The 13,211-nt window shown below is 61.4% G+C and carries 9 protein-coding genes and 1 pseudogene; 6 read left to right on the top strand and 4 right to left on the bottom strand.

Annotation, left to right across the window (positions count from 1 at the left end):
• Nucleotides 1-58: 58 nt before the first annotated feature.
• From ONR75_RS32555 to ONR75_RS23820, 4 genes and pseudogenes are all read right to left on the bottom strand, one after another.
• Nucleotides 59-343 (bottom strand): annotated as a pseudogene (locus ONR75_RS32555) (acyl-CoA dehydrogenase family protein); the annotation flags it as partial.
• A 167-nt stretch (nt 344-510) separates the two neighbouring features.
• On the bottom strand, nt 511-1,485 hold the full coding sequence (locus ONR75_RS23830; protein ID WP_265079419.1) for an NADPH:quinone oxidoreductase family protein: 975 nt from the start codon (nt 1,483-1,485) through the stop codon (nt 511-513).
• 99 nt (nt 1,486-1,584) lie between these two features.
• Entirely contained in the window at nt 1,585-2,820 is a 1,236-nt protein-coding gene (locus tag ONR75_RS23825; RefSeq protein ID WP_265079418.1) for an ABC transporter substrate-binding protein, read from the bottom strand.
• A gap of 73 nt (nt 2,821-2,893) precedes the next feature.
• A complete protein-coding gene (locus tag ONR75_RS23820; protein ID WP_265083778.1) occupies nt 2,894-4,072 on the bottom strand; it encodes a CaiB/BaiF CoA transferase family protein in 1,179 nt (392 codons plus the stop codon).
• Between ONR75_RS23820 and ONR75_RS23815 the strand changes: the two genes are divergently transcribed.
• From ONR75_RS23815 to ONR75_RS23790, 6 genes are all read left to right on the top strand, one after another.
• Complete coding sequence (locus ONR75_RS23815) at nt 3,953-5,200, top strand: helix-turn-helix domain-containing protein (RefSeq protein WP_265079417.1); 1,248 nt, start codon at nt 3,953-3,955, stop codon at nt 5,198-5,200. The genes ONR75_RS23820 and ONR75_RS23815 overlap by 120 nt on opposite strands.
• A gap of 100 nt (nt 5,201-5,300) precedes the next feature.
• Nucleotides 5,301-6,554, top strand: a complete 1,254-nt coding sequence (locus tag ONR75_RS23810; protein ID WP_265079416.1) for a cytochrome P450 — start codon at nt 5,301-5,303, stop codon at nt 6,552-6,554.
• Between the two features lie 90 nt (nt 6,555-6,644).
• On the top strand, nt 6,645-7,853 hold the full coding sequence (locus ONR75_RS23805) for an acetyl-CoA C-acetyltransferase (RefSeq protein ID WP_265079415.1): 1,209 nt from the start codon (nt 6,645-6,647) through the stop codon (nt 7,851-7,853).
• Between the two features lie 12 nt (nt 7,854-7,865).
• Nucleotides 7,866-10,007: a 3-hydroxyacyl-CoA dehydrogenase NAD-binding domain-containing protein gene (locus ONR75_RS23800; RefSeq protein ID WP_265079414.1), complete on the top strand. Its 2,142-nt coding sequence runs from the start codon at nt 7,866-7,868 to the stop codon at nt 10,005-10,007.
• Nucleotides 10,008-10,400: 393 nt separating this feature from the next.
• Nucleotides 10,401-11,513, top strand: a complete 1,113-nt coding sequence (locus ONR75_RS23795) for an ABC transporter substrate-binding protein (RefSeq protein WP_265079413.1) — start codon at nt 10,401-10,403, stop codon at nt 11,511-11,513.
• Between the two features lie 128 nt (nt 11,514-11,641).
• The gene (locus ONR75_RS23790) at nt 11,642-13,171 is read left to right on the top strand and encodes an acyl-CoA synthetase (RefSeq protein WP_265079412.1); all 1,530 of its coding nucleotides are present in this window, start codon (nt 11,642-11,644) and stop codon (nt 13,169-13,171) included.
• The last annotated feature ends 40 nt before the right edge of the window (nt 13,172-13,211 follow it).

The raw sequence follows: 13,211 nt of genomic DNA, 5'->3' as shown, positions 1-13,211 counted from the left end.
GGAAGGAAGAACTCTTTTGAGCTTCCGTGCCATACTTCAGCAGCACCGGACCCAGCATGATGACGTTGAACACGGATGGGATAGGTGCCGGAGCACGGTAGATCTCGTCAAGCAGGATCAGCCGCTCCATTTGGCCAAGATCCGCTCCGCCGTAGCGCTTTGGCCAATGTGGCGCCGCCCAGCCGCGCTCGTTGAGGATGCGTTGCCACGTGACGATATCCTGCTTGCGCGGGAAGTTGCCGGCGCGCAGACGTTCGCGGATGTCGGCCGGCAGCCGGCTGCCAATGAAGGCGCGCACGTCGTCCCTGAAGGCGCGCTGGTCGGGGCTCAGGTTCAATTCCATGTTGCGAGTCCAATCCATCAGTTAGCTAACAGTATGGTTGAACCATTGATGTTACAAGCTGATTCTCTCAGCGTGCCGGATCTGTCCGCGCGACTGGAGGGCTCGCGCCCCTCCGGTCCGAATTGGATCGCGTCTTGAGGGTGAAACGACTTATGCGGCGACGATGCTTATACTCTCACCACGACCTTGCCCAGCGCCTGGCGGCAGGCGAGCGTATTGAAGGCGTCACGGAAATCGACGAGGTCGAATACCTGTCCGACGGCGGGCTGCAGGCGTCGTTCGCTCAGGAGCCGGAATAAGTCGCTTGTGACGCGCAGATACGCTTCCGGCTCGCGCCGCGACACCTGCGCGAGATCTACGCCCATCAGCGTAGCCCCCTTCAGCAGCGGCAGGTTGAAAGGAAGCGCAGGAATGCTGCCGGAAGCGAACCCGATCACGAGGTGGCGCCCGTTCCAGGCGATAGATCTGAACGCCTCGAGCGAGACCGGACCGCCAACCGGATCGACGATCACATCGCATCCGTGGCCGCCGGTGAGGTCCTTGAGTTCGTTGCGCCAATCCGCGCGCGTGTAGTCGACCACCGCATCGGCTCCGAGCTCCAGGGCGAAGTGCCGCTTGTCTTCGGTGGAAGCCGCGGCGATGACGCGGGCGCCGAAAATCTTGCCGAGCTGGATGGCTGCCGTTCCGACGCCGCCGGCGGCGCCGAGCACGAGCAATTGCTCCCCGGCCCGCAGACAGGCTCGCTCGGTGAGCGAATAGTGCGCGGTGAGATAGTTCGCGCGGAAAGATGCGCCGGCTTCAGCCGACACGCCATCGGGCAGGCGGTGCAGGGCCTCGGGCGGAACCAAGACGTATTCGGCGAGCGCACCGGAGCGCATCATTCCCATCACCGGAGTGCCGGGCGGGTAGCCGGCAACGCCGTCTGCTGCCGCCTCTACTTCACCGGCGAATTCAGTGCCTGGAATGAACGGCAACGGATCCTTGGTCTGGTAGAGGCCCTGCACCTTTAGGCCATCGACGAAGCCGATACCGACTGCGCGTACGCGCACCCGCACCAAACCGGGGGAGAGATCGGGCATCGGGACCTCCTTCACCACGATCTGATCTATGGCCGTATAGTTCTCGACGACGACCGCTTTCATTGAGGTTCCCTCTATAACTCGCATGCCGTCGCACGATGTCCGACCTGGAATCCGTTGACTTGGTCTCACAACGGATAGATGGATTAAAGCTTGGCTTGATCAGTTGGTGTTGCTGCTTCCGACCTCGGCATCGACCAGCTCGTCGAGTGGCTGCCAGCGCTGGCCATCGAAGCGGATGAGTTGCATCTGCTCGACGGGGAAATAGTCTGTCGGGGACGTGTTGATCTTGATGCCAGGGAGCAGCATCGGAACGGTGAGATCCTTTATCGTCGTTGCCTGCCGCATCACGTTCTCGCGTGTAAGATCGTCGTTGCAGCGCTTGAGGATCTCGACCAGGGTCGCCGCTACGGCGTAACCGTAAACGGTGACCCGGTCCGCCTTGTCACCATCCGGGAGATACTTGTCCATGAAGGCGTTCCAGCTCCTAATTTCCGGATCATTCCTCCACGTCGGATCGACAGGATCTTTCAAATAGGCGTTTGAGATGATGCCTTTAGCATTCTCCAGACCGGCCGGGCGTAGCACGCTTGCGACAGAGCTGGAGATCGACCCGAGAAAGAAGGTTGGCTTCCAGTCGAGCTCGGCGAGCTTGCGGATTGCCTGCGCGCTTGCCTTTGGCGTGCTCCAGGCCACGAAAATATCCGCGCCGGAGCTCTTCAGGCGGGCGAGGTGAGCGTCGATGGTTGGTTCGGACAATTCGAATGAGGCGTCGGCGACAATCATCGAGGCTCTGCTGCCGAGGCCATCGCGTAATCCCTTGAGCTGATCCTTTCCGCCATCGTCGTTCTGCCAGAGCACGGCGATCTTGCTGTTCGGATAGTTCTTCAAAATATACTTGGCGTAGGCGCGTCCCTCGCTTTGAAAGTTGGGTTGCCAGCCGATCGTCCACGGAAACCGTTCCGGATTGCCCCAGCGGGTCGCATTGCTGGCGACAAAGAGCTGCGGCACTTTGCGGGCATTTAGAAATTTCTGGATCGCCGCGTTCGAAGGAGTGCCGACAGACTGATAAATAAACAGGACCTCGTCGCTTTCAACCAGCTTGCGGACTTGCTCCACGGCTTTAGGAGGGCTGAAGCCATCGTCGTAGCTCACGAATTCGATCTTCCGGCCGTTGATACCGCCCTCATCGTTGACCATGCGAAAGTACGCCGCCGCGGTCCGGCCGCTAATGCCGTAGGCCGACGCCGGCCCGCTGTAGGGCGCGATGTTTCCGATCTTGATCTGGGTATCAGTCGCGCCGGGATCGTATTTCTTTTCTGCGGCGGGCGCCGAGGTCGCGATGAGAACGGCAGCCAAGGCGCCAGCGACAACGTGCGACAGGTGCTTCCTCGACATGAATCTTCCTCTGGCTCAATAATGCGGGAGATTTAAAAGGATTTGAGGCGATGGATGAACCGGGGCCTTTGGCTCAACCAACCGCGCCTACTTCCTTGAGGCGGGCGATATCGTCCGCGGAGTATCCGAGTTCTTCAAGGATCATCTGGCTATGCTGTCCCAGTTCGGGAGCGGGCCGCGGAGCTGTCTTGCTCACGCCTGAGATCCGGAACGGACTATCGATGGTCATACCGCGGCCCGGAATCCAGTCGGCGGCTACGAACGCACCTGCGTGGGTCAATTGCTCATCCTCGACGAGATCGCCGGCGCGCGCGACAACGGAAGCAGTAATATCTGCCGCCTGAAAGATGCGCTCCCATTCAGCGCTGTCGCGCCTGGCGAACACGTCGTCAAGTATGGCAACAAGCTGGGAGGCGTTACTGCGCCGGGGCGGCAGCGTCGCGAAACGAACGTCGTCGACGAGCTCTGGCACACCCATTGCTTCGCAGAACCGCGACCAGTCGCGCTCTTCCTGGACCAGGCTGATCATGAACCAGCGGTCGTCGGCACATCGATAGAAGCAGGTCAGCGCGTTGCGCGTTTCGGTCCGAGGCAGGCGATATTGGATTTCGCCGCCACAGAGCACGGCTTGAATCGAAGCCGCGTTGGCCCAGGCGCCGTTGGCGAGGAGCGAACTGGTGACGCAACTGCCGCGTCCGCTACGTTCGCGATGCAACAACGCCGTGACGATGGCGGCGTAGAGCGCGACTCCTGTCGGCTGGTCGCCCATGCCGAGGGTCGGGGCGGCGGGTGCACTGCGGACGTCGGGGCGAACGTTGTCGGCGAGACCCGAGCGCGCCCAGAACGCGTTGGCGTCGAAGCCGGGCCGCTCGGCGTCCGGGCCGGTCTCGCCGTAGCCTGTGAGCGCCGCGTAGACGAGCCGCGGGTTTAGGGCCGAAAGCTGCTCGTAGGTGATCCCAAGTCGCTCCCGCGAGGCAGGCGACTGGTTTGTAATGAACACGTCGGTGGTACGGACAAGCTGCGTCAAAATCGCGCGGCCGTTTTCCTTCTTCAGGTTCAACGCCATTCCTCGCTTGCTGCGCGCGGCGATGCTCCATGCGTAGTTGTGATCCGCCTTGGGGAGATTTGGCAGGTGTCCGAGCATCCGCTGCGGATCGCCTGGGGCGACGGGCTCAATCTTGATAACGTCCGCGCCGAAATCCGCAAAAATCACAGCTGCCGCAGGGCCGGCTACGAACGTCGCCGCATCGATGACTTTGAGACCTTGGAATATACCGGTCACTTCGTTTCTCCCTGGCGTCTGGCGCTTGCCCGCTTAGCAATGCCAGCATCGTTCTTTGGTTGGTCGTCACCTACCACACTTGACGCAAAGGTTCAACCATTAATAGGATGTGCATGGAAGCCGAAGGGCAACAATGGCATGTCGCCGATTTCTGCAGTGCACCGACGCTTCACGTCGGCGGAGGAATGGCACTCCGCTATCGAGCCGCACTTCGCGAGAAGCCGCTACACGAGGCGGGCGCATTCGTTCTCTGTGTGGGGACGACTTGAGCGACTGGGCGATGCACTGCTGGTTGACAACTATGTCGCCGCATCTGGACTGGGCCCCGCCAATGACACGTACGGATTTTCGATCGATCCGATTGAGACGGGAAGCTGCTTTATTTTGCTGCAGCGATTCGGAAGCGCATTCGTGAAGCAGTCTGATCGTCCGACGGAGCTCCGCGCAGGCGAATGGGCGATCTTTGACGCTTCCGTGCCGACTTCATTTCTGATTCCGGACGGAAGTCGGACGATCGGGGTGACCGTTAGTCACCGATATTGCGAGCATTGGCCGCGCCCTCAGCTTGGCGGAACCCGCCTGGCGAGGTCGGCCGAGAGCCGGGTTGCACTCTCAATGATTTCCGAGGCGTTGGGATCTGCCGACTGGCCGAATCTGCGCGTTCAGGCTTCGATGGAAGTTCTGTTTATGGACGCTGTGGAGGCAAGTCTGCCTGCGAGCGCCGCCGAACGGAGCACCTTCAACCCGAACGCTGCGAAAATAGAGCAGGTGAGACAGGCCATTGAGGTTCGGTTGAGTAATCCCGATCTCGGCCCTGACGAAATCGGCCGATTTGTCGGGCTCTCCCGCCGCTCCCTATACCGGCTAGTTCGCGAGATTGATCAGACCCCCATGAGTCTGGTTCAGGAGCTCCGCCTCGCGCGAGCTGCGCGATTGTTAAAAGACCGCGCGAAGGGGCATCGGAGCATCGCCGACGTGTCGTACCTCGTCGGCTTCGTCGACCCCGCGCATTTCAGCCGGGTGTTCCGGGCGCGGTACGGCCAATCGCCCAGGCAATGGACGTCGTCACCCACCGATGGGCATGCTCCTGCGAGTTAAACTTGGCACCGTACGTCAAGTGCTTGGCACTCAACGGCAGGTTTGACTTTGGTCTTGGTGTTAAGAAATCACAAAATAATCATAACATCTGGAGGAGACGATGGTCGAACGGATCGATGACCAGGTCGTAGACCCTGTCACGTACGGAACGCCCCACAAGTACGACGAAATCTTCGCCGAACTGCGGCGAAGCGACCCCGTGCGATGGACAGAACCTGCCGGCTATCGGCCGTTCTGGACCATCGCGAAGCACAGCGACATCCTCGAAATCGAGCGGCAGAACGACAAATTCATCAACGATCCGCGTACTAGCCTCGTGCCGATCGAGGAGGAAGAAAGACGAGTCCGCGCGGGGAACGCGAAATTAGTCAGGACGCTCATCACCATGGACGAGCCCGACCATCGTGCTTACCGAGGCATCACACAGGCGTGGTTCATGCCGGTGAACCTGCGCGAGATCGAGCATGAGATCAAGAATCTCGCCGGAGAGTTTGTCGCTTTGATGGACGAGCGCGGTGGCCGGTGCGATTTCGTCAACGACGTCGCGCTTTGGTACCCGCTGCGGATCATCATGACGATCCTCGGCGTTCCGCGCGAAGACGACGCCAAGCTGCTCAGGCTTACGCAAGCTCTGCTTGCTTCGTCGGACAAGGATTTGTCGGGAGGGAGCAACAATTTCCAAGGCCGCCAAGTCGCGGCTCAGGAGTTCTTTGCTTACTTCGGCGCTATCGCGGAGGACCGTCGCAGGAACCCGAAGGACGATCTCGCCTCGGTAATCGCCAATGCGTCGGTCGGCGGCAATCCGGCCGGAGTCTTCGAGAGCCTCTCGTACTACCTGGTGATTGCGACCGCGGGCCATGATACAACAAGTTCGGCAATGGCCGGTGGATTGCACGCGTTGATCGCGCATCCGGCGGAGTTCCGTCGGCTGCGCGAGTCGCCGGAGCTGCTGAATTCCGCAGTCGAAGAGATGTTGCGCTGGACCTCGCCGGTGAAGCACTTCTTCCGCACGGCGACTCAGGACTATCAACTTCGGGGCAAGCAGATCCGCGCCGGCGATTCGCTCATGATGTGCTTTCCCTCCGGTAATCGCGACGAGGAGGTTTTCGTCGATCCTTTCGCGTTCCGGGTCGATCGGACGCCCAACCGCCATATCGCTTTCGGCCACGGCGTGCACCAGTGCCTCGGCCTGAACCTTGCGCGGATGGAGATGAAGGCGCTGTTCACGGAAATTGTTGCTCGGGTGGACTCGATCGAACTGGCGGGGGAGCCTGCGTGGATTGAGGCCAATCTCGTTAGTGGCGCGAAACGGCTGCCGATCACGTACCGTATGAAGAGCTGCCCGGTGCAGTGATCGCGCCATCGCGTGCCGGATGGTCGGGGAGCCGTGCGTTGCCGCAGGCGCGCCCGGTCCTCTCTTTCAGACTGACAGCAGGAAACAGCGATGATTGAAGCGATTATCTTCGAGGCGATCCGCACGCCGCGAGGCAAGGGAAGGAGGGACGGCGCGCTGTACGAGGTTGGTCCCGTTCAACTGCTGGCCGGGCTGATGCAGGAGCTGGAGCGGCGGACTGCAATCGACACCGCGCTGATCAACGATGTTCTGATCGGCTGCGTGCAGCCGTATGGCGAGCAGGGCGGCGTGATTGCCAAGATCGCCTCGCTCGCCGCTGGATGGTCCTGGACGGGCCCGGGCCTTCAACTCAATCGCTATTGCGGCTCGGGCCTCGATGCCGTGAATCTGGCAGCGCAAAAGATCCGTTCCGGGTGGGACGAACTGATCGTCGCCGGCGGCGTGGAGTCAATGTCGCGCATGGGAATCGGCGCGGCGCCGAGTGTGCGCGATCATCAGCCGCGGCTGTCGTTCGAGCTGGGAATGATCCCGCAGGGCGTCAGTGCTGACTTGTTGGCGACGGTAGAGGGGCACGCGAGGGAGGAGGTCGACGACTATGCGCTGCGTTCGCAGCGCCTCGCGGCACAGTCGCGAGACGAGGGGCGTTTTGATCGTTCGCTGGTGCCGGTGCGCGATATCAACGGCGTCGTTTTGCTCGCTGCGGACGAGGCGATCCGGGCGGATGCGACCATGGAGGGATTGGCAAAGCTCGCGCCGTCCTTTGCCGACATGGGCGAATTCGGCGGCTTCGATGCGATCGCCCAATCGAAATATCCGCGGCTGGAAGAGATCAGGCACGTTCATACAGCCGGAAATTCCTCGGGCATCGTCGACGGGGCCGCACTGATGCTGATCGGCAGTCTCGAAAAAGGCCTCGAGCTGGGCCTGAAGCCGCGCGCGCGGATCGTTGCTACGGCGGCGCTGGGTGTCGAGCCGGCGATCATGCTCACCGGGCCTGCGCCCGTTACCGCTGCCGCGCTGCGCAAGGCCGGATTGAGCTTCGCAGACATCGATCTGTACGAGGTCAACGAAGCGTTTGCGAGTGTCGTGCTGCGCTTCATCGCGGAGACGCAAGTCCCGCTCGATAAGGTCAACGTTAATGGTGGCGCCATCGCGCTCGGTCATCCGCTCGGCGCCACCGGCTGCATGTTGCTCGGTACACTGCTCGACGAACTGGAACGGCGTGAACTGAACCGCGGCGTCGTCACGCTATGCGCTGCCGACGGTATGGGCGTCGCCACCGTCATCGAACGGATCTGATCGGGAGTTACCATGACCGCCATCGACTACGCCAAGGATGAGCAAGGCATCGTCACGCTGACGATGGACATGCCTGGTCAGGGCGCCAACACCATGAATCAGATATTCCGCGACGCTTACATTGCGGCCGCGGATCGGATCGAGCAGGAGCGCGATACGATTGCGGGGGTGGTCCTCACGTCTAACAAGCCGACTTTCTTCGCCGGCGGAGATCTCAAGGGACTGCTCGTCGCCGACGATGCCGCCGGGCTGTTTGCCCGCGCCGAAGCCATGAAGGCGACCATGCGCAGGTTCGAAAAACTCGGCAAGCCCGTGGTCGCGGCAATCAACGGCACGGCGCTTGGCGGCGGTTTTGAGCTTTGCCTCGCCTGTCATGCGCGCTTCGCTATCGACGACAAGTCCCTCGTGCTCGGCCTTCCGGAGACGGGGCTTGGGCTGATCCCGGGTGCCGGCGGCGTTGTACGTCTGGTCCGGATGCTCGGGCTCGAGACGGCGATGCCGCTGATTATCGAGGGCGCCGTGTTCGCCGCGCGGCGCGCACTCGACCTCAAGCTGCTGACCGGCGTTGCGCGTGACAAGGACGATCTGCTGGTGCAGGCGCGTGCCTGGATTCTCGACAATGCCGAGGCGGTGCAGCCGTGGGATCGCAAGGGGTTCTGCATCCCCGGCTCGACGCCGGTCGCGGCGGCGCCGCTCGCTTGGCTGCGAACCGCGCCGACGCTTCTGATGAAGAAGTCCCGCGCACGCTATCCTGCCTTGCAGGCCGCAATGTCGGCGGCAGTCGAAGGTGCTGCGGTCGACTTCGACACGGCTTGCCGGATTGAAAGCCGCTATCTGGCGCAAGTCGGGGTCGGGGGCGTCGCCAAGAACATGATCCACACGTTCTTCTTCCAGATGAACGAAATTAAGGCGCGCAAGAGCCGTCCGCAGGGTGTGCCGGATGCCAACTTCGCGCGGATCGGGATTCTTGGCGCTGGCCTGATGGGTCGCGGCATCGCACAAGTCGCCGCGCAGCGCGGCCTCGCCGTCGTGATGAAGGACGCGACGCAGGAGCAGGCCGACAGGGCCAAGTCGATGATCGCGAGCGGCTTGGGCAAGGAGGTCGAGAAAGGCCGGCTGGCGCCCGATCGCATGAATGCCGCGCTGGCCTTGATCAAGCCGACCGGGACGACGGCCGATCTCGCCGGCTCAGAACTAATCATCGAGGCGGTGTTCGAGGACCGCGATTTGAAACTAGGCATCACGCGGGAGGCGGAGCCGTATCTTTCGCCCGGCGGCATCTTCGCCTCCAACACGTCGACGCTGCCAATCACCAGCTTGGCGCAAGCCTCGGCCGCTCCGGCGAACTACATCGGGTTGCACTTCTTCTCGCCCGTCGATCGGATGCCGCTGGTTGAAGTCATCAAGGGCGCCTCTACATCACCGGAGACGCTGGCCCGAGCCTACGATTTCGTCTGCCAGATAGGCAAGACGCCGATCGTGGTGAACGATAGCCGCGGCTTTTTCACCAGCCGCGTGTTCGGGACGTTTACGCGCGAAGCGGGCGCCATGCTACTCAGTGGCGTCGACGCAGCGGAAATCGAAAGCGCCGCAATCTGGGCCGGCATGCCCGTCGGCCCCCTCGCGGTGATGGACGAGACGTCGCTGGCACTGGCCTGGAGCGTGCGGCAGCAGACAATCGCGGACTTCGAAGCCGTAGGCAAGACGGCGCCTCCGCATCCACATTGGGCTGTCGTCGACAGGATGGTCAACGCGCTGAAGCGCCCTGGCCGTGCCGGAGGCGGCGGCTTCTACGAGTATCCGCAAAGCGGCAAGAAGCGCATCTGGGCGGGGCTGCGCGAGGAATTTCCGCCGAGCGCGGAGCAGATCCCGCAAGACGAACTGTCCGAGCGCTTCCTCTACATCCAGGCGCTGGAGTCAGTGCGTTGCCTTGAGGAGAACGTTATCGAAAGTCCCAGAGACGCCAATATCGGTGCCGTGCTGGGCATCGGCTATCCGCGGTGGACCGGTGGTTCGCTGCAATACATCGATATGATCGGAAGCAGAGCGTTCGCGCGCCGGGCGTTGGAGCTGGCGGTCAAATACGGAGAGCGCTATGCGCCGCCGCCACTGTTACTGAAGACCGCGGAGCGCGACGGCCGCTTCTGCAGCTGATCAACGCCGCCGCGGAGCCTTTCTCCGATGGCGGGCAAGCGAGGCGCTTGATCGTCCTGGGTGTGCCGATCACTCGCGCGCACGTTGTTCTCGGCGCATCCGCCCCACCGATGCTGCGGTTGCTAACACCGCGAGACGGGTGAGGCGGACCGCGCTACGGCGTGTCGTGGTGCTGTACCGCCGATCGCGGCGCGTCAGGCCTGATCGATCCTGACCTGTGATGCGCACCGGGGCAGGCTTGCGGACGTCTCGAACATATTGTATCAATGGTACAACCAAAGCCAGGATTGGCATCAAAATCGCAGGGTGGAAACCGTGGCCAGATTGAGTTGGGCAGTTGCTTTCCTTGCCGGGTGGTCCGCTTCTGCAAGCGCAGAGCCGCTTAAGATCGGGGTGCTCACCGACATGTCGGGCGTAATAGCCGATACGGTGGGCAAGGGATCCGTGGTCGCCGCTGAGCTCGCCGTCGCCGATGCGGGTGGTTCAGTTCTAGGGCGTCCGATTCAGATCCTGTCCGCAGACCATCAATTCAAGCCGGATATCGGATTGACGATCGCGCGCCGGTGGTTCGACGAGGAACACGTCGAGGCGATTGCAGACGTGCCCGGATCAAATGTCGCCTTGGGAGTCCAAAATCTCGCCAAGTCGAAGGGCAAGATCGCTTTGATTTCCGGATCCGGCTCGCTCGATCTGTTCGGGAAGTCGTGTTCGCCGACCGGTTTCATCTGGAGCTTCGACACTACAGTGCTGCCCCGGGCGTCGGTGCTCAGCGGCGCGGCTGACGGCCTGAAGAAGTGGTTCGTCGTCGGTCCTGACTATGCATTCGGCCATCAGATGGAACGCGCGGTCACGGACACCGTGACGGAGATGGGTGGAACAGTCGTCGGCACCAGACGTTCGGCGATCGGAACCTCGGATTTTGCATCTCTGCTCCTCTCAGCGGCCGAGGCCAAGCCGCAGGTCATTGCATCGTCCTTCGCCGGTCACGACGGCGTATTGCTGATCGAAAATGCTTCCGAGTTCGGACTGCTGAAGGAGGGGATCAGGATTGCGAGCATGATGCTGTTCATCACTGACGTCCATAGTCTTGGTCTCGATCGCATGAAAGGTATCTACACCACGGCTGCGTTCTATTGGGATGACAACGACGACACCCGCGCTTTCAGCAAGCGGTTCGCGGAAAAGATGAAGCGCCCACCAACCTACCTTCAGGCTGGTGTCTACAGCTCGGTCAGCCACTACCTGAAGTCCGTCAAGGCCGCTGGTACCACGGAGGGCGTTGAGGTCGCAAAGAAGATGCGGGAGTTACCGGTTTCCGATTTAACGACGCCCTCGGCGACGATCCGAGCAGACGGTCGGGTGATGCGCGATATGCTGCTGGTACAGGTAAAATCGCCGGACGAGTCCCGTGGCCCGTGGGACTACTACAAAATCATCCGCCGGTTGAAGGCAAGCGAGCTGATGCCCGCGCAACCGAACCCCGACTGCGCTATTGAGCAACGTTAGCACCGTTTCGGAGGTGAAGCCGATATATCCGTGTTCGCCGGGTCGATCCATGCCTTGATCAAGGTTCATGCGTTGTTCAACGCCGGCTAATCATTCGTTTCAACTCAAAACAACGCCTGGATATGACAATGGGCTCGAAAACAATGTTCCTCGACAGGCGCGCCGTTCCGGTCGAAACAGTTCTGTCGAATGCGTCCAAAGCGGCGAGGGGGCTGCACATTCTCGGGGTGAGCGAGGGGGATACGGTCGCGCTGCTGCTCCGGAACGATTTCTCGTTCGTCGAAGCGACGCAAGCTGTCGCATTGCTGGGGGCCTATTGCGTGCCGATCAACTGGCACGGCAAGCCCAATGAGATTCAATATATCCTCAATGACGCAAAGCCCGTCGTGCTGGTGGCGCATGCGGATCTGCTGGCGCCGTCGCGCGACGCAATGCCTAGCGGCATGAGGGTGCTCAGCGTTCCGACCCCTCCGGAGATCTGCGCGCAATTCAACGTACCTGCCGATTTGGCGAGGCCCGCCCCGGGCGACGTATCGTGGCCTGACTGGCTAGCGCAGTTCGAGCCGTGGAGCGAACAGGCGAAGCGCAGCCGCGCAACTCTCATTTATACATCGGGAACGACGGGGCATCCGAAGGGTGTCAAACGCGAGCCTGCGACCGCGGAGCAGGCACAGGCCTATGCGGAACTGATCCGGAATGTGTATGGCGTTGTTCCAGGCACTCGGGTTCTGATCGGCGGTCCACTCTATCATGCTTCGCCAAATGCATATTTGCGGCAGGCAGTCTCGCAAGCCGATGTCGTGTTACTGCAGTCGAAATTCGATCCTGAGGAGACGCTGGCCGCGATCGAACAACATGCCATTACCCATGCGGTATTGGTTCCGACGATGTTCGTGCGCCTGATGCGGCTGCCTGAGGCGGTTCGGGAGCGGTACAATATCAGTTCGCTGCGCTGGGTGATTCACACGGGTGCACCGTGTGCACCCGATATCAAGAAGGCTCTGATGCAATGGTGGGGGCCGGTGATTTATGAAACGTATGGTGGCACCGAAGTCGGCGCGGTAATGATCTCCACCCCGCAGGATTGGCTGGATCATCCCGGTAGCGTCGGACAGCCCACGCCCGGGGCTCGGATCGCGATCTACGGGGATGATGGCAAGCAGGTGGCGCCCGGCGAGGTCGGGGAAATCTACATTCGCCAGCCGGCGCTTGCCGATTTCACATACCTTAATCAGGACGACAAGCGAAGGGCGATCGAGCGCGACGGACTTATCAGCGTCGGGGATATCGGGTATCTGAAAAATGGAAGGCTCTACCTCTGTGACCGTCGTTCCGACATGGTGATTTCCGCCGGCGTTAATATCTATCCGGCAGAAATCGAATCGGTTCTGATCCAGTGTCCCGGCGTTCGAGACTGCGCCGTCTTCGGCATTCCCGACGAAGAATTCGGCGAGACCCTGGTCGCTGCGGTGGAGCGTGCCTCGGATGAGGCGCCCTCGGCGCTGCAGGTGCGTGAATTCCTCGAGGCACGTATCGCCAAGTACAAGGTTCCGCGGCGGATTGACTTCCACGAAACACTACCTCGGGAGGAGAGCGGAAAGATATTCAAACGACGCTTGCGCGATCCGTTCTGGAAAGCCGCCGGTCGGCAAATTTGATTGGGCTCAGGATCATTGACGATTGCTTGGCTGCCGGACG

Origin of the sequence: Rhodopseudomonas sp. P2A-2r (genome assembly GCF_026015985.1) — a bacterium.
GTDB lineage: Bacteria > Pseudomonadota > Alphaproteobacteria > Rhizobiales > Xanthobacteraceae > Tardiphaga.
Note: the sequence above shows the minus strand (reverse complement) of the source record. Positions and strands in the feature narration are given on the sequence as shown.

Bases quoted from the DNA above. Each gene is read 5' to 3' on its own strand.
- ONR75_RS23830 (WP_265079419.1), bottom strand. From the start codon at position 1,485: ATGAAAGCGGTCGTCGTCGAGAACTATACGGCCATAGATCAGATCGTG.
- ONR75_RS23825 (WP_265079418.1), bottom strand. From the start codon at position 2,820: ATGTCGAGGAAGCACCTGTCGCACGTTGTCGCTGGCGCCTTGGCTGCC.
- ONR75_RS23810 (WP_265079416.1), top strand. From the start codon at position 5,301: ATGGTCGAACGGATCGATGACCAGGTCGTAGACCCTGTCACGTACGGA.
- ONR75_RS23805 (WP_265079415.1), top strand. From the start codon at position 6,645: ATGATTGAAGCGATTATCTTCGAGGCGATCCGCACGCCGCGAGGCAAG.
- ONR75_RS23800 (WP_265079414.1), top strand. From the start codon at position 7,866: ATGACCGCCATCGACTACGCCAAGGATGAGCAAGGCATCGTCACGCTG.
- ONR75_RS23790 (WP_265079412.1), top strand. From the start codon at position 11,642: ATGGGCTCGAAAACAATGTTCCTCGACAGGCGCGCCGTTCCGGTCGAA.